Origin of the sequence: Rhodobacter capsulatus, assembly GCF_005144475.1 — a bacterium.
In the GTDB taxonomy this organism is placed as follows: Bacteria; Pseudomonadota; Alphaproteobacteria; order Rhodobacterales; family Rhodobacteraceae; genus Rhodobacter; species Rhodobacter capsulatus_C.
In genome coordinates this window covers 178661-198774 of record NZ_SWJZ01000008.1, presented here as the reverse complement: position 1 = coordinate 198774, position 20114 = coordinate 178661, and the positions used below count along the sequence as shown (strand labels likewise).

General features: G+C 65.8%; 18 protein-coding genes. 12 read left to right on the top strand and 6 right to left on the bottom strand.

The annotated features are described in order from the left end of the window. Positions 1-2: 2 nt before the first annotated feature. The 3 genes from hslV to FBT96_RS02160 are packed head-to-tail and all read left to right on the top strand — an operon-like array spanning position 3 to position 3001. Positions 3-560, top strand: coding sequence for an ATP-dependent protease subunit HslV (gene hslV / locus FBT96_RS02170; RefSeq protein WP_136904750.1), 558 nt, complete (start codon positions 3-5; stop codon positions 558-560). Beyond that, entirely contained in the window at positions 557-1858 is a 1302-nt protein-coding gene (hslU, locus tag FBT96_RS02165) for an ATP-dependent protease ATPase subunit HslU (RefSeq protein WP_136904749.1), read from the top strand. The genes hslV and hslU overlap by 4 nt, the downstream gene beginning before the upstream one ends. Before the next feature lie 45 nt (positions 1859-1903). Continuing rightward, positions 1904-3001 (top strand): alpha/beta hydrolase, encoded by a 1098-nt coding sequence (locus tag FBT96_RS02160; protein ID WP_169583126.1) that lies wholly within the window; start codon positions 1904-1906, stop codon positions 2999-3001. Here the strand turns inward: FBT96_RS02160 and FBT96_RS02155 are convergent. Beyond that, positions 2998-3597, bottom strand: a complete 600-nt coding sequence (locus FBT96_RS02155; protein WP_136904747.1) for a Smr/MutS family protein — start codon at positions 3595-3597, stop codon at positions 2998-3000. The two genes, FBT96_RS02160 and FBT96_RS02155, sit on opposite strands and share 4 nt — an antisense overlap. A 6-nt stretch (positions 3598-3603) precedes the next feature. After that, positions 3604-4263, bottom strand: coding sequence for a Tim44/TimA family putative adaptor protein (locus FBT96_RS02150; RefSeq protein WP_136904746.1), 660 nt, complete (start codon positions 4261-4263; stop codon positions 3604-3606). A 110-nt stretch (positions 4264-4373) separates the two neighbouring features. Between FBT96_RS02150 and FBT96_RS02145 the strand changes: the two genes are divergently transcribed. From FBT96_RS02145 to FBT96_RS02125, 5 genes are all read left to right on the top strand, one after another. After that, positions 4374-4865 (top strand): FxsA family protein, encoded by a 492-nt coding sequence (locus FBT96_RS02145; RefSeq protein ID WP_136904745.1) that lies wholly within the window; start codon positions 4374-4376, stop codon positions 4863-4865. A gap of 49 nt (positions 4866-4914) precedes the next feature. After that, complete coding sequence (gene secB, locus FBT96_RS02140; protein WP_136904744.1) at positions 4915-5409, top strand: protein-export chaperone SecB; 495 nt, start codon at positions 4915-4917, stop codon at positions 5407-5409. A gap of 115 nt (positions 5410-5524) precedes the next feature. Beyond that, positions 5525-6055 (top strand): isopentenyl-diphosphate Delta-isomerase, encoded by a 531-nt coding sequence (locus FBT96_RS02135; RefSeq protein ID WP_136904743.1) that lies wholly within the window; start codon positions 5525-5527, stop codon positions 6053-6055. 107 nt (positions 6056-6162) lie between these two features. After that, complete coding sequence (locus FBT96_RS02130; protein WP_249306197.1) at positions 6163-7959, top strand: autotransporter assembly complex protein TamA; 1797 nt, start codon at positions 6163-6165, stop codon at positions 7957-7959. Then, positions 7959-11459: a translocation/assembly module TamB domain-containing protein gene (locus FBT96_RS02125; RefSeq protein ID WP_136904741.1), complete on the top strand. Its 3501-nt coding sequence runs from the start codon at positions 7959-7961 to the stop codon at positions 11457-11459. Before FBT96_RS02130 ends, FBT96_RS02125 begins: the two co-directional genes overlap by 1 nt. Here FBT96_RS02125 and FBT96_RS02120 read toward each other — a convergent pair. Further along, entirely contained in the window at positions 11453-12343 is an 891-nt protein-coding gene (locus FBT96_RS02120; RefSeq protein WP_136904740.1) for a LysR family transcriptional regulator, read from the bottom strand. The genes FBT96_RS02125 and FBT96_RS02120 overlap by 7 nt on opposite strands. Before the next feature lie 78 nt (positions 12344-12421). Between FBT96_RS02120 and FBT96_RS02115 the strand changes: the two genes are divergently transcribed. Next, positions 12422-13642, top strand: coding sequence for an acyl-CoA dehydrogenase (locus FBT96_RS02115; RefSeq protein ID WP_136904739.1), 1221 nt, complete (start codon positions 12422-12424; stop codon positions 13640-13642). Here the strand turns inward: FBT96_RS02115 and FBT96_RS02110 are convergent. After that, entirely contained in the window at positions 13639-14448 is an 810-nt protein-coding gene (locus tag FBT96_RS02110) for a YihY/virulence factor BrkB family protein (RefSeq protein WP_283234914.1), read from the bottom strand. The two genes, FBT96_RS02115 and FBT96_RS02110, sit on opposite strands and share 4 nt — an antisense overlap. 97 nt (positions 14449-14545) lie before the next feature. On the opposite strand from FBT96_RS02110, the gene mgrA reads away from it, so the two are divergent. Then, the gene (mgrA, locus tag FBT96_RS02105) at positions 14546-15574 is read left to right on the top strand and encodes an L-glyceraldehyde 3-phosphate reductase (RefSeq protein WP_136904737.1); all 1029 of its coding nucleotides are present in this window, start codon (positions 14546-14548) and stop codon (positions 15572-15574) included. Beyond that, positions 15531-16883, top strand: coding sequence for a cytochrome-c peroxidase (locus tag FBT96_RS02100; protein ID WP_136904736.1), 1353 nt, complete (start codon positions 15531-15533; stop codon positions 16881-16883). The genes mgrA and FBT96_RS02100 overlap by 44 nt, the downstream gene beginning before the upstream one ends. On the opposite strand, the gene FBT96_RS02095 is transcribed toward FBT96_RS02100, so the two are convergent. Further along, on the bottom strand, positions 16880-17485 hold the full coding sequence (locus FBT96_RS02095) for a CRTAC1 family protein (RefSeq protein WP_346655931.1): 606 nt from the start codon (positions 17483-17485) through the stop codon (positions 16880-16882). The two genes, FBT96_RS02100 and FBT96_RS02095, sit on opposite strands and share 4 nt — an antisense overlap. A gap of 57 nt (positions 17486-17542) precedes the next feature. Next, on the bottom strand, positions 17543-18811 hold the full coding sequence (locus FBT96_RS02090) for an ROK family transcriptional regulator (protein ID WP_136904735.1): 1269 nt from the start codon (positions 18809-18811) through the stop codon (positions 17543-17545). Positions 18812-19030: 219 nt separating this feature from the next. Here FBT96_RS02090 and xylF point away from each other — a divergent pair, with 219 nt between their 5' ends. Continuing rightward, the gene (gene xylF / locus FBT96_RS02085) at positions 19031-20050 is read left to right on the top strand and encodes a D-xylose ABC transporter substrate-binding protein (RefSeq protein WP_055210314.1); all 1020 of its coding nucleotides are present in this window, start codon (positions 19031-19033) and stop codon (positions 20048-20050) included. Positions 20051-20114: the final 64 nt, after the last annotated feature.

Genomic DNA, 20114 nt, shown 5'->3' with positions numbered 1-20114 from the left:
AGATGACCGACGAGAAATTTCCCGGCTGGCATGGCACGACGATCATCGGCGTGCGCAAGGGCGGGCGCGTGGTGGTGGCGGGCGATGGGCAGGTGAGCCTTGGTCAGACCGTGATCAAGGGAACGGCGCGCAAGGTGCGACGGCTTTCCCCGGGCGGGCGCGAGGTTGTGGCGGGCTTTGCCGGATCGACGGCGGATGCCTTTACCCTGCTGGAACGGCTGGAGAAAAAGCTGGAAGCCGCGCCCGGGCAATTGGCCCGCGCCTGTGTCGAGCTGGCGAAAGACTGGCGCATGGACAAATACCTGCGCAATCTGGAAGCGATGCTGATCGTCACCGATGGCGCCGATCTTTACGTCATCACCGGGGCGGGCGATGTGCTGGAACCCGAACATGACGTGACGGCGATCGGCTCGGGCGGGAACTATGCCTTGGCCGCCGCGCGGGCGCTGATGGACACCGACCTTGATGCGGAAGCGATCGCCCGCAAGGCGATGGCGATTGCCGCCGATATCTGCGTTTACACCAACGGCAACCTGACCGTGGAGAGCATCTCGAAATGACGAGCCTTACCCCGCGCGAGATCGTGTCGGAACTCGACCGCTTCATCATCGGCCAGGCCGAGGCGAAACGCGCCGTCGCCGTGGCCCTGCGCAACCGCTGGCGGCGGCACCGCCTGTCGGCCGAGATGCGCGAAGAGGTTTACCCGAAGAACATCCTGATGATCGGGCCGACCGGCGTCGGCAAGACCGAGATCAGCCGACGGCTTGCCAAGCTCGCAAAAGCCCCGTTCCTCAAGGTCGAGGCGACGAAATTCACCGAAGTGGGCTATGTCGGTCGCGACGTGGAACAGATCATCCGCGATCTTGTGGACGTTGCGATGGTCGAAACCCGCGAACGCATGCGCGAGGAGGTCAAGGCCCGCGCCCACAAGGCCGCCGAGGATCGGGTGATCGAGGTTCTGGCCGGGACCGATGCCCGCGAACAGACGCGCGAGATGTTCCGCCGCAAGCTGCGCGATGGCGAGCTGGACGACAAGCAGATCGAGATCGAGGTGGCCGAGACTGCTTCGGCGCCGCAGATGATGACGGGCAATCCCGGCATGGAACTGCAGATGCAGGGGCTGCAGGATCTGTTCAAGGCCTTTGGCGGCGCCCGCAAGACCCGGCGCAAGATGAGTGTTTCGGAAAGCTACGAGGTGCTGATTTCCGAGGAAGCCGACAAGCTTCTGGATGACGAGGCGGTGAAGACCGCCGCGCTTGAGGCGGTCAGCCAGTCCGGCATCGTGTTTCTGGACGAAATCGACAAGGTCGCCGCCCGGGCTGAAACCCGCGGTGCCGATGTCAGCCGCGAAGGCGTGCAGCGCGATCTGCTGCCGCTGATCGAGGGCACGACGGTCTCGACGAAATACGGGCCGGTGAAGACCGATCACATCCTGTTCATCGCCTCGGGGGCGTTCCATATCGCCAAGCCCTCGGATCTTTTGCCGGAATTGCAGGGGCGTCTGCCGATCCGGGTCGAATTGCGGCCGCTGACCGAGGAGGATTTCGTCCGCATCCTGACCGAGACCGACAATGCGCTGACGCGCCAATACACCGCGCTGATGGCGACCGAGGAGGTCACCGTGAGCTTCACCCCCGACGGCATCGCGGCCTTGGCCCGGATCGCCGCCGAGGTGAACCGCTCGGTCGAAAATATCGGCGCGCGGCGGCTTTACACGGTGATGGAGCGGGTGTTCGAGGAACTGTCCTTCACCGCGCCGGATCGTTCCGGCGATCAGGTGGTGGTGGATGCGGCTTTCGTCGAGCGGCATCTGGGCAGTCTGGCGCAATCGGCCGATCTGAGCCGGTACGTCTTGTGACCTCTGGCGATCGGGGGGGCATGTGTTATCCTCCCCGACATGCAGATGCGTGTTCTTGTCATTGCCGCCCTCGTCGCCCTGGTCAGCTGCGCCCCGCGCGGAGAGCTTGCCTATACGCCTGAGCCAAGCGCCCATGTCCGGCCGGTGTTCGTCGGATCGACCCGGGGACTGGATCCCGAAACCGGGGCGGAATTCGGCATCACCCGCAGCGAGACCCTGCAACGGGCGCGGTTCGTCGTGTCGGTGCCGCCCGACCGCCGCACCGGCCAGCTGCACTATCCGCTTGAAGGCCGCAGGACCGACCCGCAAAAGGATTTCCTGCTGGCGGGGTCGAAAAACTACCCCGATCCGGCGGCGTTTCAGGCCGAGCTGCGGCAAAGCCTGAAGGCCAGCGGCGGCGAGGCGGTGGTCTTCGTGCACGGCTTCAACAACACCTTTGCCGAGGGGCTGTATCGGCTGGCGCAGATGGGTGTCGATTTCGACCTGCCAAGGACGCTCGTCTATTACGCCTGGCCCTCGCGCGGGCATGTGCTGGGCTATGCCTATGACCGCGATTCCGCGATTTTCGCCCGCGACGGCCTGCGCCAGACCCTGCGCGAGCTGGAACGGGCCGGGGCGAAGCGGATTTTGCTTGTCGGGCATTCGATGGGCTCTTCGGTGACGATGGAAACCCTGCGCGACATCGCGCTTTCTGGCGAAACAGAGACGTTTTCGCATCTGGCCGGGGTTCTGCTGATCTCGCCCGACATCGATGTCGACATGTTCCGCGAACAGGCCCGCACCATCGGGACCCTGCCGCAGCCCTTCGTCATCTTCACCTCGCGCAAGGACAAGGCGCTGCGGCTGTCGTCGAAGATCGCGGGGGAACGTGACCGGCTGGGCACGTTGCAAGATATCAGCCGGGTGGCCGATCTGAAGGTGACGATGATCGACACCGGGGCGTTTTCGACGGCGGACGGCCATTTCAACGTGGCCAACAACCCCGCGCTGATCCGCATGCTGGGCCGCACCGGGCAGCTGGCGAAGATGCTGGAAGGCGAACAGACCGGCAAGGGCAATCTGGCAACCGGGGTGGTGCTGACAGTGCAGGAGGCGACGCGGATCGTGCTGTCGCCGATCACCGCGCTGGGCGGCGGGAATTAACGCATCCGCCGCAGATAGACGTAATAGGCGCCGGAGCCACCGTGTTTCAGATGCGCCTCGGTCACCTGCATCACCACCGCGCCGAGCGGCGGCAGGCGCAGCCATTGCGGCACCTGATGGCGCAGCACGCCCTGCCGTTGCGGAATCGGCCCGTCATCCGCGCCGCGCTTGCCCTTGCCGGTGATCACCAGCGCCAGACGGCAGCCGCGATCCTGCGCCGAGAGCAGAAAATGCGTCAGTTCGGGATGCGCCTGGGTCAGCGTCATGCCGTGCAGGTCGATCCGCGCCTCAGGCTCCAGCTTGCCGCGACTCATCTCGCGGTGGGTCTTGCGGTCCATCACGATCGGCTGGCGGTGCAGCTGGTCCGAAATCGACGGCGCCAGATCCAGTCGCCAGCCCAGATCGGGGGCCTGCTGGCCGATGCGGAAATCTTTCATCTCGAAGCGGGGCTTCTTCGGCGGGTGGTGGGGGGCATGCGCCGGATCAGGCTCTGTCCCGGCCGAAATCGGCGCGTGACGATGCATCGCCTGCGTCGTTGCGGCAACCTTTTCCCAAAGATCGCGATCTTCCGCCGAAAGCAGCCGCCGCCGTCGCATCCTGGCTCAGCCGCCCGTGGCGACAAGCTGCCAGTTCGGATCGGAACTGCCCATGACGCGCGCAAAGGTCCAGCTGTCGCGCTGCTTGCGCGGGGTCTTCGGATCGCCTTCGACCACCGCACCCTGCGCATCGCGCGCCACCGAGATCAGCTCGCCGCCGAACCGCACCGTCACCTCCGCCTCGCGCGAGGCAGCGTCAAAGCTGGCATCGGTCAGCGTCAATTCGCGCAGGCCAAGGAAATTCGCCTCGACCGTCAGGCCCTGCCGTTGCCGATCCGCCACCGCGGTCTCGAAGGCGTCCAGAACCTCGGGCGCCAGGAACCGCCGCACCGGCGAGAGATCGCCGCGCTCGAAGGCCATCAGGATCATCTCGTAGGCCACTTTCGACCCCTGCAGGAAGGCGCCGACATTGAACGCCGCTTCGATCCGCTTCATCTGCGCCAGCGCCACCGCGGCATCCGAGCCCTCGGGCACATGGTCGATGATGTCATGATCGGGACCGCCCTCGATCACCTCGAACCGGTCGGGACCGCGCGGCCCCGGAGGTTCGATCGGCGTCGGCTCGTCTTCGTAGCCGTCGCGGGTGCCCAGAACGCTCTTGAGCTTCAAGATCAGGAAGATCGCGATAGCGGCAAGAACGATCAACTGGAACAGTGCTGGGCTCATGGGCTTTTCCGCGGCGATGTTGACGATTGGAACGTGTGCTTCTCCCACTTATGTAAGGGAGCGCTTTGTTCAAGTCCACCGACGCCCTTGTCCCACCTTCGGAGGTAACAATGTGGTTTTTTATCCTGCTGATGGCCTGGCCGCTGATCGAGATCGGCCTTTTCGTCGAGATCGGCGGACGGCTGGGTCTGTGGCCGACGCTGGGACTGGTTCTGGCCACGGCGGCGCTGGGCATCGCCGTGCTGCGCGCGCAGGGCGACCGGGCGCAGGCCGGGTTGCGGCAGGCGATGGCGGGGATCGGCAACCCGGCCGTGCCGCTGGCCGAGGAGGCGCTGATCCTCGTGGCCGGGGGCCTGCTGATTCTGCCCGGGCTGCTGACCGATGTTTTCGGGCTGCTCTTGCTCGTGCCGCCGGTGCGCAGGCTGCTGATCGCGCGGCTGTCGAAACGCGTGGTGGTGCAGGGCTTCGGCCAGGGCTTCGGCACGGTGTCGCAACCGCCCCGGCCAGGCGCCGATCCGGGGCAGGTGATCGACGGCGACTTTCAGGAAATCGACCCGAAAAACCCGTCGATCAAGGGGAATTCGGGCTGGACACGCCATTGAGACACGGGTCCCGGAATGCTAGAAGATCGCAGATATCCTGGAGTGACCCATGACCGAAGCCACGAATGAGGCGGCCCAGCCGCAGATGAAAATGAGCATCCTTGCGCAATTCGTGCGGGACATGTCGTTCGAGAACGCGGTGGCGCTGAACGGGCTGCAAAGCCCGGAAGTGCAGCCGGAAATGCAGGTGCAGGTCAGCCTCGACGCCCGCAAGCGCCCGGCCGAGCACCAGTATGAGGTGATCACCAAATTCAAGATCACCTCGACCAACAAGGCGACGAATTCGGCGCTTTACCTGCTGGAGCTCGATTACGGCGGCATCTTCCACATCGAGGGCGTGCCCGAGGATCAGATGCATCCCTTCCTGCTGATCGAATGCCCGCGCCAGCTTTTCCCCTATGTGCGGCGTATTGTCTCGGATGTGACGCGCGATGGCGGCTTCCCGCCGTTCAACCTCGATCCGGTCGATTTCGTCGCGCTCTATCGGGCCGAGCTTGCCCGCCGCGCCGAGGCGCAAAAGGCAAGTGAAGCGCTGGTGAACTGATCAACCCAAGGTTGATATTTTCGGCGCGTCAACCTGCCTCAGGGACAAGGTGACCCGCTGACACTGCAAGCCATCGCATTCAAAATGCGATGGCTTTTGCTTTCGGGTCGGTCACATGAGTGAGCTTATACCCGCCTGGGTTGGTGACAGACTGGCTCCGGTGGACAAGTTGGAGGTGCATTTGAAAGGGCTCCGCCACAAGGCGGTGTCTGTTTTCGTCATGGATGGCGAAAACGTGCTGATCCAGCGCCGCTCTGAGGAGAAATATCATTCTCCGGGGCTTTGGGCGAACACCTGCTGCACCCATCCGGGCTGGACGGAACGCCCCGAGGAATGCGCCGTGCGGCGGCTGCGCGAGGAGCTGGGGATCACCGGGCTTTATCCCGCCCATGCCGACCGGCTGGAATATCGCGCCGATGTCGGCGGCGGCATGATCGAACATGAGGTGGTCGACATCTATCTGGCCTATGCCAAACCGCATATGCGGATCGCGCCCGATCCCCGCGAAGTGGCCGAGGTGCGCTGGATCGGCCTTTATGATCTGGCGGCCGAGGCCGGTCGGCATCCCGAACGGTTCTCGAAATGGCTCAACATCTATCTGTCGAGCCATCTTGACCGGATTTTCGGATCAATCCTGCGCGGCTGACGGGCGCGACTGCGGAAAACGGCAAAAACCCACCGCCCGGCAAAGCTGGCTCTGGCAATCCGCGCGCAAAGCTGCATCATTCACGCTGTATTGACCGGGGGGTTGTGGTGTCTGCGCGTCTGTCCGCAAGCGTGATCGTTCTTGTCGCTGCCTGCGCCGGCATGGCGTCGGCCGAAACGGAATTCCGGCTGCAGCTCTCGGCGCCCGATGCGGCGTTGTCGAAGGCGCTGGCCCAGGTGTCGCTGTCGCGCGAGGCGGCAGGCAACAAGGAGGCCGACGCGCAGGATCTGTTCGGCGCGGCGCGGGCCGATTACGCCCGTCTGCTGGCCGCGCTTTACGACGAGGGCCGCTATGGCGGCGCGGTCTCGATCCTGATCGACGGGCGCGAGGCGGCGAATATCGCGCCGATGGATGCGCCCGAGCGCATCGGCAAGGTCGAAATCCGGGTCGATCCGGGTCCGGTGTTCCGGTTTTCCCGCGCCGCGATCGGTCCGCTCGCCCCGGCGACGCGGGTGCCGCCCAGCTTTCGCGCGACCGAGGTGGCGCGGTCCTCGACCATCGTTGCCGCCGCCGGAAACGGCGTTTCGGCCTGGCGCGACGCGGGCCATGCCAAGGCCGCGGTGGCGCGGCAAACGATCACCGCCGATCACCGCAATCAGGAGCTGGCGGCCGATATCGCGCTGGATCCCGGCCCGCAGACCTGGTTCGGCACGCTGCAGATGACCGGCAACGAGCGGCTGCGCAGCGCCCGTCTTGCGAAGATCGCCGGGTTTCCCTCGGGCGAGGTCTTCTCGCCCGAAGCGCTCGAGGAGGTCCGCAACCGACTGCGCCGCACCGGCATCTTCAGCGCGGTGACACTGACCGAAGCCGACACCCTGCGCGACGGGCGGCTTTTGGACGGCGAGCTGACCGTGGTCGAGGCGAAACTGCGCCGTCTCGGCTTTGGCGCCGAGGTCTCGACCTCGGATGGCGGCAAGCTCTCGGGCTATTGGCTGCACCGCAATCTGATGGGCGGCGGCGAAAAGCTGCGCCTGGATGCCGAGGTCTCGGGCGTGGGGGTCGGCAGCGGCGGCACCGATTACAGTTTCGGCGCCCGGCTGGACCGGCCCGCCACTTTCTCGCCGGACACCGCCGCCTTTCTGAAAACCGAAATCGCCCGCGCCCATGAAGACGATTACACCTTGAGCGGCTACGGGCTCAGCTTCGGGCTCAGCCATATCTTCAGCGCGAAACTCTCGGCCGAGGCCGGGATCGGCTATGAATGGGCGAAGATCGAGGATGGCGCAGGCGAGCTGATCTATCGGCAGATGACCTTCCCGATGTCCGCGACCTGGGAACACCGCAATCTGCCCGCCGATGCGACGCGCGGCACTTATGCGAAGCTGGATCTGATGCCGTTTTACGGGCTCGGCACCACCGGATCCGGGGCGCGGCTGCAGGGCGATTTCCGCGCCTATCGCGGCTTTGGCGCCAATGACCGCTTCGTGCTGGCCGGACGGGCGCAGATCGGCGGCGTTTTCGGCTCTGATCTGGCCGAAACGCCGCGGGATTACCTGTTCTATTCCGGCGGCGGCGGCACCGTGCGCGGGCAACCTTATCAGGCGCTGGGCGTCAAGGAACTGCAGGGCGGCACGCTGCACACCGGCGGCACCCGCTTTGTCGGGCTTTCGGCCGAGGTGCGCGCCGGCGTCACCGAAAAGATCGGCGTCGTGGCCTTTTATGACGCGGGCTACATCAGCGCCTCGGACTTCTTCGGCGCGGGCGGCGACTGGCATTCCGGCGCGGGCCTTGGGCTGCGCTACAGAACCCCGATCGGCCCGATCCGGCTGGATGTCGCCGCCCCGGTCGATGGCACCACGGGCGACGGCCCGCAACTCTATCTTGGCATAGGGCAGGCATTCTGATGCGGTGGCTGGTTGTCTTTCTTCTTCTGCTGCCGCTTCCCGCCCTGGCGCAGGAGGCGGACCCGGCCCAGACCGAACGGGACCGGTCCTATCTGACCGGGCTGATCGAGGACAATCTGTCCGGCACCGGGCGCGAGATCCGGCTGGAAGGTTTCCGCGGGGCGCTGTCCTCGCGGGCCAGTTTCGACACGCTGACGATCGCCGATGATCAGGGGGTCTGGCTGACGCTGCGCAATGGCGCCGTGACATGGGACCGGGCGGCGCTGCTTCTGGGCAAGATCTCGGTCGAGGAACTCTCGGCCTCCGAGATCGAGCTGCCGCGCCTGCCGGTGGCACCGCCGCAGGAAACCCCGCCCGAGGCGAAGCCGTTTTCCCTGCCAAAGCTGCCGGTCGCGGTCGAAATCGGCTCTGTGAAGGCGGAAAAGCTGAGTCTTGGCGCGCCCGTTCTGGGGCAGGCAGCCGAATTTCAGCTGGAAGGATCGCTGCGGCTGTCGGGCGGGGACGGCGAAACCGACCTGACCGCAACCCGCACCGACGGGCCGAAGGGGCGCTTTGCGCTGCGGGCAAGCTATGTCGAAGACAGCCGGGCGCTGCTTCTGGACATGCTTCTGACCGAGGCGCAGGACGGCATCGCCTCGGGGCTGATCGGCCTGCCGGGGCGGCCGTCGCTGACGCTGTCGATGAGCGGGCTGGGCAGTCTGGAGGATTTCAAGGCCGATGTGCTTCTGGGCACCGCGGGCGTGTCGCGGATCACTGGCACGGTGGCGCTGGGCGGCAAGAATGGTGCCCGCACGGTGGCGGCCAGCCTTGGCGGCGATGTCGCGGCGCTGCTGCCCGAGGCCTATCGCGGCTTCTTCGGGCCCGAGACGCGGCTGGATTTTCTGGGCGAACGCAGCACCACCGGGATGTTGCGGCTGCGCCAGCTTGATTTGCGCGGGCGGGCGGTCAGCCTGTCGGGCGGGCTTGATCTGCGCCCCGACGGCCTGCCCGATCGCTTCGATCTGACGGCAAAGCTGGGGCTTGAGACCGGTGAACCCGTGGTCTTGCCGCTGTCCGGCGCCCCCGTCAGCCTGCGCGGCGGTGAGGTGAAGCTGCGCTACGACCGTGCGACGGGCGAGGGCTGGAGCCTGGTCTCCGACCTGACCGGACTTGCGCGCGGCGCCGACCTGCTCGACCGGCTCAGCCTGTCCGGGTCTGGCCGGATCGGGCCGCAGACGGTGGGCGGGGCGTTGAACTTGATCGCGACCGGAATCGCCCCCGCAGACAAGGCACTGGCCGAGGCGCTGGGCCCCTTTGCCTCGGGCAAGCTGCAGTTCTTCTGGCAAAAGGGACACCCCCTGACCGTGCCCCGTCTGACCCTGGGCAGCCGCGATTTCACCGCCCGCGGCCGCTTCGCGCTGGGCGAGGATCTGGCGATTTCGGGTCATCTCGAGGCGGATCACCGCAAGCTGGCAAGCCTCTCCGCGCTGGCGGGCCGCGCCCTTTCCGGCACTGTTTCGGCGGATCTTCAGGGGCGCTATGTGCTTTCCAGCGGCGCTTTCGACGCCGAGGTCGATCTTGACGCGACCGATCTGCACCTTGATCAGGCGCAGGCCGATGCGCTTTTGGCGGGGCAGGCGAAGATCCTTCTTTCGGCGGCGCGCGATGACACGGGCCTGACCCTGCGCCAGCTTGCGGCCGATGCCGGGGGGGCGTCGCTGCACGCTTCGGGGAGGATCAGCAGCAGCGAAAGCACGCTCTCGGCCCGGCTTCAGGCGCCCAACCTCGGGCGTCTTGGCGCCGGTTACGGCGGCGCGGTGGCGGTCGATGCGACGCTGACCGGGCCGCTCAATGCGCGGCGGATCTCGGTCAGCGGGACGGGGCGGAACATGGCCCTGCCGCAGCCGACCCTGAACCGGATTCTGGCGGGACAGAGCCGTTTTGCGCTGAGCCTCCGGCAAGACGAGGGCACCTTCCATCTGGCCGATCTGAACCTCTCGACGCCGCAGCTTTCGGCCTCGGCCAAACCGCGCAAGGATCAGCCGAAGGTCTTCGATCTGTCCACCAAACTCTCGAATGTCGCGCTGCTGGCGCCCGGATTTCCCGGGCCGCTGGCGATTTCGGGCAGTCTGACCGATCACGGCGCCCGCTACGGGCTGGATCTGCGCGGCACCGGGCCGGGCGGCACGCAGGCGACCGTCAAGGGCACGATGGCTGCCGATGCGTCCTCTGTCGATCTGGCGATTTCGGGCCGGGCCGAGACGGCGCTGGCGAACAGTTTCCTTGAGCCGCAATCGGTGCAGGGGCCGCTGACCTTCGATCTGGCCGTGAAGGGGGCGCCGGGGCTTTCGGCGCTGTCCGGGCAGGTCATGGGGTCGAACCTGCGCGTGGCGGCCCCGACCCTCGGGCAGGCGCTGAGCGATGTGGATCTGCAGGCGAAACTGGCCAATGGCACGGCGCAGCTCTCGGGTCAGGCCAGTTTCGCAGGCGGCGGCGGGCTCTCGCTGTCGGGGCCGGTGGGTCTGACCGGGCCCTTCCCGGCGAAGCTGGCGCTGGTTCTGGACCGCGCCCGGCTGCGCGACCCAGAGCTTTACGACACCCGCGTCAGTGGCAAGCTGGCGATCAATGGCGGGCTGACCGGCGCGCTGCGGATCGGCGGCGCGCTGACGCTTGACGAAACCGAGCTGCGGATCCCCGCGGGCGGGCTGGGCGGCGCCGGGTCGATCCCGGCGATCACGCATCAGCACGAACCCGGCAGCGTGCATCAGACGCGGCTGCGCGCGGGGCTGATCGAGACTGCCAAGGCGGCGAAGGGCGGCGGCAGGTCGATTGCGCTCGATGTCTCGGTGTCCGCGCCGCAACAGATCTTCGTGCGCGGTCGCGGGCTGGATGCGGAGCTGGGCGGGCAGCTGCGGGTCACCGGCACGACGGCGAACATCGTTCCGGTCGGTCAGTTCAGCCTGATCCGCGGTCGGCTGGACGTGCTGGGCAAGCGCTTCGATCTGACCGAGGGGCAGGTGGCGTTGCAAGGCGCGCTGGTGCCCTGGGTGATGTTCAAGGCGACCACCTCGCAGGAGGATCTGGACATTTCCCTGACGCTGGAGGGCGCGGCGACCGAGCCCAATCTGACCATCTCCTCGGCGCCCGATCTGCCCGAGGAAGAGGTTCTGGCCCGGCTTTTGTTCAACAAGGGGCTGACGACGCTTTCGCCGCTGCAGGCGGCGCAGCTGGCCTCGGCGGTGGCGACGCTGGCGGGCAAGGGCGGCGACGGGATCGTGTCGAAGCTGCGGCAGGGCTTTGGGCTTGATGATCTCGATGTCGGCACCGATGACAGCGGCAATGCCACGGTGAAAGCGGGCAAGTATCTGGCGAAGAACGTCTATTCCGACGTGTCGGTGGACAGTTCCGGTCAGGCCGAGGTGACGCTGAACCTTGACATCACGAAGCAGATCACCGCCAAGGCCTCGGTCGGTTCGGCGGGGGACAGCTCGCTCGGGGTCTTTTTCGAGAAGGATTACTGAGCTGCGGCGCGGCCGATCCAGTCGCGGAACGCCACCAGCGCGGGCGAGGGCGTGACCCCCGCGGGCCAGACCAGATAATAGGCGCCGACGCCCGAGACCGGTTCGCCCGGGGTGCGGATCAGCCGTCCCTCGGCGATTTCCGGCAGCGCAAGGAACTCGGGCAGAAGCGCGATGCCGACGCCATGCGCGGCGGCCTGCATCATCGGCGCGAACTGGTCGAACATGATCCCGCGGGTGGCGGGCGCCTGCAGCCCGTGATGGGCGAACCAGGCCGTCCAGGCATTCGGACGCGATTCCAGCTGCAACAGAGACTGATCGAGCAAATCCGCGGGGGTCTGCATCGGGTGACTGCGGGCGAAATCTGCAGAGCAAGCGGCAAGGATGCGTTCTTCGAACAGCAGCATCTGCTCGGCATCGGGCCAGGGCCGGGTGCCGAAATGGATCGCGGCGTCAAAGGTCTCGGTCGCGAAATCGAAGGGCCGCAGCCGCGTGCCCAGGTTCAGCGTCACCCCCGGATTTTCCGCCAGAAAGCTTGCCAGCCGCGGCGCCAGCCAGCGCGTGCCGAAAGTGGGCAGGATCGCCAGGTTCAAGACACCCCCGCCCGGATTGGCGCGCAGACCGAGCGAGGCCCGTGCGATGAGCTCTAGCGCCTTGCGCACGTCGCGGGCATAGGCCTGCGCCGCCTCGGTCGGCATCAGCCGCCGCCCCTCGCGCCGAAAGAGCTGCACGCCCAATTGCCCTTCGAGGTTCTGCACCAGACGGCTGACCGCGCCCTGCGTCAGCGACAATTCCCGCGCCGCGGCGGCGGTCGAGCCCAGACGACAGACCGCCTCGAAGGCGGCAAGCAGCGAGACCGAGGGAATATAGCGTCTGGGCAGGGTCATGTATGCGCTCCGTGCATCGACATAAGCCGGAATAGCGGTAGATTAGCGTATTTTCCTCGCGCATAAAGCATCGAACGCATGGAGGACCAGATGGCCCTGAAACCCAAGGATGCCCCCGATCTTGCCCGGTTTGACTGGGATGACCCGCTGCGCCTGAATGGCCAGTTGACCGAAGAAGAACGGATGCTGCGCGATGCGGCCCGGGCCTATGCGCAGGAAAAGCTGCAACCCCGGGTGATTCGCGCCTTTGCCGAGGAAGAAACCGATCCGGCGATCTTCCGCGAGATGGGGGCGATGGGGCTTTTGGGCGTGACCATCCCCGAGGAATACGGCGGGCTGGGCGCGTCTTATGTCGCCTATGGTCTGGTGGCGCGGGAAATCGAGCGGGTCGACAGCGGCTATCGCTCGATGATGTCGGTGCAGTCGAGCCTGGTGATGTATCCGATCTATGCCTATGGCACCGAGGAACAGCGGCGGAAATATCTGCCGAAACTCGCCAGCGGCGAATGGATCGGCTGTTTTGGCCTGACCGAACCCGATGCGGGCTCGGACCCGTCCAGCCTGAAGACCGTCGCGAAGAAGACGGCCAATGGTTATGTGCTGACGGGGTCCAAGATGTGGATCTCGAACGCGCCGATCGCCGATGTCTTCGTGGTCTGGGCGAAATCCGAGGCGCATGGCGGCAAGATCAAGGGTTTTGTGCTGGAAAAGGGTCTGAAAGGGCTTTCGGCGCCGAAGATCGCGGGCAAGCTTTCCTTGCGGGCCTCGATCACCGGCGAGATCGTGATGGACGGCGTCGAGGTTGGCGAAGAGGCGCTTTTGCCCGGCGTCGAGGGGCTGAAGGGGCCGTTTGGCTGTCTCAACCGGGCGCGCTATGGCATCGCCTGGGGCGTGATGGGCGCGGCCGAATTCTGCTTCCATGCGGCGCGGCAATACGGGCTCGACCGCAAGCAGTTCAACAGGCCCTTGGCGCAGACGCAGCTTTACCAGCTGAAACTGGCCAATATGCTCACCGATATCACGCTGGGTCTGCAGGCGGCCTTGCAGGTCGGGCGGCTGATGGACGAGGCCAATGCCGCGCCCGAGATGATCTCGCTGATCAAGCGCAACAATTGCGGCAAGGCGCTGGAGGCGGCGCGGAATGCGCGCGACATGCATGGCGGCAACGGGATCTCGGAATCGTTTCAGGTGATCCGGCACATGGTCAACTTGGAAACGGTGAACACCTACGAGGGCACGCATGATGTGCATGCGCTGATCCTTGGCCGGGCGGTGACCGGGCTGCAGGCGTTCTTTTAAGCGCGGTGTTTCTCGGCAAGTTCGGCGTTCAAGGCAGCGCCGAACAAGACCGAAAAAGCGCCAAGATAGAGCCACATCAGAAGCGCGATGACCGCCCCCAGCGAGCCATAGACCTTGTTGTAGGTGCCGAAATTCGCAAGATAGGCGGTGAGGCCGATCGAGGCCCCGCCCCAGACGACGGTCGCCACCACGGCGCCGAGCGAAAAGATCGGATCGCGGCGACGCGGGCGATAGGGGGCAAAGCGGTAGAGCACGCCCAGAACTGTCAGCATCAAAAGCACCATCGCGATCCAGGGCAGGCCCGACAGCAGCACGGCCGTCACCGCATGGAAGGGCAGGACATTCGCCAGGATCGGCAGGGCGACGATCGTGGCCATCGCCATCAGCATCACGCCGACCAGCGCCACCGTCATCAGATACCCGAAGAGGAAGCCGAAAATGGTGTCGCGCGACTCTGACCCGTGGATCACGTTCAGACCCTGCACCAGCGCATCCACCCCCGCCCGCGCCGAAAACAGCGCGAACAGCACGGACACGAGCGTCCCCCAGCCGATCACCCCGCGCGGACCTGCCAGCAGCATGCTGACCTGCGCATCGAGGATCGCATAGGCCTCGGGCGGGATGAAATTCTGCGCCACCTCCAGATAGGTGCGGATGACGACCGGATCGGCGACCGTGCTCCAGATCGAGATCGTCGCGGTCAGGCCCGGAAACACCGCCAGCATGGCATAGAACGCCACCCCGGCCGAGATCAGGAAGATGTTGGTCTGGGACAAGCGGTCCCGCAGTCGAAAAACAAAACGCATGCCGCCCTCGCTGGGGCCAGCATCGCCGATTGCGCGCCGGGGCACAACTTGCGTGACGGCGCGGCCTGTGGTCTTCTGACGCAGTCTGGAGGACATGATGACCTATACCCCCGCCGAAAACCGCTATTCCCGAATGATTTACCGCAAATGCGGGGCCTCTGGGCTGAAACTGCCCGCGATCTCGCTGGGCCTCTGGCACAACTTCGGCCATGACACGCCCCATGCGGTGAAACGGGCGATCTGCCGGACCGCCTTTGATCTCGGCATCACCCATTTCGATCTGGCGAACAATTATGGCCCGCCGCCCGGTTCCGCCGAGGAAGCTTTCGGCGAGATCCTGAAGACCGATTTCGCGGGGCTGCGGGACGAGCTGATCATTTCCTCGAAGGCCGGCTATGACATGTGGCCCGGGCCCTATGGCGAATGGGGCAGCCGGAAATATCTGATCGCGTCTTGCGACCAGTCGCTGAAGCGGATGGGGCTTGAGTATGTCGACATCTTCTATTCGCACCGCTTCGACCCCGAGACGCCGCTCGAGGAAACCATGGGCGCGCTGGAGCAGATCTGGCGCTCGGGCAAGGCGCTGTATATCGGGATTTCGTCCTATAATTCCGAGCGCACGCGGGAAGCCGCGGCGATCCTGCGCGGGCTTGGCGTGCCTTTGCTGATCCATCAGCCGAGCTACAACATGCTGAACCGCTGGATCGAGCGCGACGGGCTGGTGGACACGCTTGCGGGTCTGGGCGTCGGCTCGATCGCCTTCACGCCGCTGGCGCAGGGATTGCTGAGCGCGAAATACCTGAAGGGCATTCCGTCGGGGGCACGCGCGGGGCAGGGCAAGTCGCTTGATCCCGGCACGCTGACGCCGCAGGCCTTGGACAAGATCCGGGCGCTGAACGCGATTGCGGAGCGGCGCGGGCAGACGCTGGCACAGATGGCGCTCGCCTGGGTGCTGCGGGGCGGCATCACCTCGGCGCTGATCGGGGCATCGAAGCCCGAACAGGTGGTGGATTGCGTCGGTGCCCTGGGCAATCTGTCCTTCACCGCCGAAGAACTGGCCGAAATCGACACCCACGCACAGGATGAGGCGATCAACCTATGGGCACGTTCGTCGGAAAACCGCTGAAACAGGCTCTTTTCTGGCTGCTTTCGGGGGGGCGGCGCTGGCCGCCGACCTTCCCGCGCGGCTGACGGAGGCGGATTACAGCCGGGTCACCATGGCCGAAGTGCGGCTTGGCCGGGATCTGTTCTATGATCCGATCCTGTCGGGCAATCGCAACATCTCTTGCGCCACCTGCCACCATCCGCGTTTCGGCACCGGCGACGGGCTGAGCCTGGGTCTGGGCGAAGGCGCGGTGGGGCTGGGCCCGGATCGGCATGTGACAGAGACGAATCTGCCCGAACAGCGCATTCCCCGCAACGCGCCCGCGCTGTTCAATCTGGGGGCCACGCCGTTCAAGGTGCTGTTTCACGACGGACGGATCGAGGTTGATCCGACCCGGCCCTCGGGCCTGCGCACGCCGATGGAGGAGGACATGGTGACCGGCTTCGCCTCGATCCTCTCGGCGCAGACGATGTTTCCGGTGCTGTCGCCCGACGAGATGGCCGGGCATTACAACGAAAACGAGATTTCCAAGGCGGTGCGAGAAGGCTTCATCACCGGGCCCGATGGCGCCTGGGCGCGGATCTCGGCGCGGGTGGCGGGCATTCCGGCCTATCAGACGGCCTTCGAGACAGCCTATCCCGAGATCGCTTCCGGGCGGCCGATCACCTTCACCGACATCTCGAACGCGATCGCGCAATTTGTCGCTTTCGAATGGCGGTCCGATGACAGCTCCTTTGATGCGGTCTTGCGAAAACAGGCTCTGTTTCAGCCCGAAGCGGCAAAGGGGGCGGATCTGTTCTATGGCGTGGCGGGCTGTGCGACCTGCCATTCCGGCCCGTTCCTGACCGATCATGCGTTCCATGCGATGGGGGAACCGCAGCTTGGCCCCGGCAAGGCGGAACGGTTCGAGCGTCATTCCCGCGACGAGGGTCGTTATCGGGTGACGAATACCCCCGCCGACATCTTCGCCTTCCGCACGCCCAGCCTGCGCAACGTCGCGCAGACCGGGCCCTGGGGGCATGCGGGCAGTCACAAAGACCTGGCCGCCTTTGTCACCGATCACGCCCGCAGCGGCGATCAACTGGCCGGTTATGACCGGACGCAGGCCGTGCTGCCGGTGCTGCCGAAGACGAAGCCGGATTGGAAGATCCTCGACACCCCGGACGAGGTGGCGGCGATCAAGGCCGCGGCGGTTGCGCCCTTGGCGCTGACGCCGGATCACGTCGCGCAGATCGTGGCGTTTCTGACCACTTTGTCCGATCCTGTCGCGCTGAAGGGGCGGTTGGGCGTGCCCGACACCGTGCCAAGCGGTTTGCCGGTGGATCGTTAACGGCGGATCCCGGTCTGCCCGTTCAGCGTGACGGGCTGCCAATCCCCCGCCGTGCCATCAGGCCAGATCACCCGCATCTGAGCCGAGGTCTCGGACCCAAGCCCGAAATGCAGCGGACCGGCCTTGCCCCCGGCATGCCCGCCGCCCACGGTGATTTCCTGCGCCTTGACGCCCGAAGCGGTCTTCACCTCGACCCAGGCGCCCACGGCATTCGGGTTCGGCGCGGGCTGAACAGGCTCTATTTCTGCCCAATTCCCGCTCTGCGCCGTCGCATTGCGCCAAAGCTCCATCGGCGCGCGGCGGTTCATCACCACCAGATCAAGCCGTCCGTCGCCGTTCAGATCCGCCAAGGCCGCGCCCCGAGACCGTTCCCGCGTCGCCATCCCGGCCTTGTTGGTCATTTCGTGGAACGTGCCATCCGGCCCCTGCATCAGCAGGTTGTTCGGATCATGCGAGGCAAGGCCGGGCATCTGGTCCACATTGCCCTTGGAGAGGAACAGATCCTCGCGGCCATCGTTGTCCACATCGCCGAATTCCGGATGCCAGCCGGTCGAGGGGCGGCCGTCATCGCCGACGACGGTGCGGCAGGCCCGCGGCCTCATCAAGGAAAAGCGGCTCTGCACTGGCTGGAAAGGCGATCAGACAGAGCAGAACCCGTTTCATTGCGCCGCCATCTCCCGGCTGGTGCCCAGCAGCTGTTCGGTCAGCTCATGCAGCGCCAGGGCCGCCGCCCCATGCGCCCAGAGCAGATCCCCCCAGGCGTGGGTCTCGATCCGCGGCCCGTCGCGGCCGGTGTCGAGCATCAATTCGTGCATCTCGGCCAAGGTCTCGGTCGCATAAAGATAGTCGTAGCGCATCCGCTCGCCCGAAAGGATGATCAGCGCCGGATCGAACAGATTGACGATGTTCGACAGCCCCACCGCCAGATAGCGCCCCGCCCGGCGAAAGATCGAGCGCGCGGCGGCATTGCCCGCCTTGGCATGATCGAAGAGGCTTTCCAGCATCACGCCGACCGGCTGGGTTTCGCCCAAAGGCAGGTTCAGCGCCGTCCTTGCCTCGCGCACCAGCGCGTAATCGGCGACATAGGCCTCCAGGCAGCCGCGTTGGCCGCAGCGGCACAGCGCGCCATCCAGCTGCACCTTCGTATGGCCCAGCTCCATCCCCATCCCGCGCGCGCCGCGATAGATGCGGTGGTTGATCACGAAGCCCATGCCCAGACCGTGTTCGATCGTCACCACGGCGAAATCCGATAGCTTGCGACCGGCACCGAACCAGAGTTCCGCAAGGGTCACCAGATTGGCATCGTTGTCGATGAAGACCGTCAGGCCCAGCCGCTCGCGCAGCGCCGCCTGCAATCCGACGTGGCGATCCGAGAGCACCGGCGACCAATGCACCACCCCGGTTTCGCTGTCGACAAAGCCCGGAACCCCCAGCCCCAGCGCCAGAATGGCGTCGCGATCGACCCCGCCCTTGGCGCAGACGCGGTGCAGCAGCCGCTCGGCCGCTTCCAGGATGCCATCAATCCCCATCGCCCCGGGGCTGCGCGGGATCGTCTCGCCCGCGATCATGTTGCCGGCGAAATCGACCAGAACCGCGGTGTGTTCGCGGTCCGACAGCTTGATGCCGACCACGTGCCGGGTGTTCGGGCTGACCCGCAGCGCGACGGCGGGCCGGCCGCGGCCGCCTTCGCCCTCGCGCAGGGTCTGCACTTCCTCAAGCAGCCCGGTGTCGATCAGTTCCGAGGTGATCGTGGTGACCGAGGCCGGGCTGATGCACAGCTCTTTCGCCAGTTGCACCCGGGCCATCTGCCCGGCGGCGCGCACGCGCTCGAAGATCTGCTGGCGCAGCGGGCGGGCGGTTTCCGACAGCGGCTGAATCAGCGGGCCGCAGCCGAACGAGGCCTTTCCGATCTGGGAGATCTTCTTCATCACGGCATCTTTCGTTCAATGGATTAACAAAACGACGGCACATCAGCGCGTTGCAGCGATCATTCTTGCCGCGATGCAGCTATTTTCCGCCGTTTCGTTGGTCAGTTTCATTCTTGCGCCCCATTTTTATTTTGACAACTAAAATTATTCGACTCATCCTCTTGCCATCCCGGCGAATCTGTCAGGTCGGTCCGTCGGGCCACATCTCGGGAGGAGAACATGTATAAAACCCTTTTCGCCGCCGTCGCGCTGACGGCCGGCCTTGCCACCACGGCTTTTGCCGACATGACCGTGGGCGTGTCCTGGTCGAACTTCCAGGAGGAGCGCTGGAAGACCGACGAGGCCGCGATCAAGGCTGCGCTGGAAGCCGCCGGTGCGAAATATGTCTCGGCCGATGCGCAATCGTCCTCGGCCAAGCAGCTCTCGGACATCGAATCGCTGATGGCGCAGGGCGTGAATGCGCTGATCGTGCTGGCGCAGGACACCGAGGCGATCGGCCCCGCCGTGCAGGCCGCCGCCGACGAGGGCATTCCGGTCATCGCCTATGACCGTCTGATCGAGGATCCGCGGGCCTTTTACCTGACCTTCGACAATGCCGAAGTGGGCCGGATGCAGGCGCGGGCAGTTCTGGCTGCGGCGCCCAAGGGCAACTACGTGATGATCAAGGGCTCGCCCACCGATCCGAACGCCGACTTCCTGCGCGGCGGTCAGCAAGAGGTGCTGCAGGCCGCGATCGATGCGGGCGATGTGAAGATCGTCGGCGAAGCCTATACCGACGGCTGGCTGCCCGCGAACGCGCAGCGCAACATGGAACAGATCCTGACCGCGAATGACAACAAGGTCGATGCGGTCGTGGCTTCGAACGATGGCACCGCCGGGGGTGCCGTGGCGGCGCTGTCGGCGCAGGGGCTTGTGGTGCCGGTCTCGGGTCAGGATGGCGATCATGCCGCGCTGAACCGGGTGGCGCTGGGCACGCAGACGGTTTCGGTGTGGAAGGACGCGCGCGAGCTGGGCAAGAACGCGGCCGAAATCGCCGTGGCTCTGGCCGGGGGCGCCGACATGAAATCCGTTGCGGGGGCCACCGAATGGACCTCGCCCGCGGGGACCAAGATGACCGCCAAATTCCTGACGCCGATGCCGATCACCAAGGACAATCTGGCGACCGTCGTCGATGCGGGCTGGATCACCAAGGACGCGCTGTGTCAGGGCGTGAGTGCCGGTCCGGCGCCGTGCAACTGATCTGAGCTGATCTGAACCGGGGCGGCTCGCAGGCCGCCCCCCTTCCAAAGAGCGCCGCGGCGCC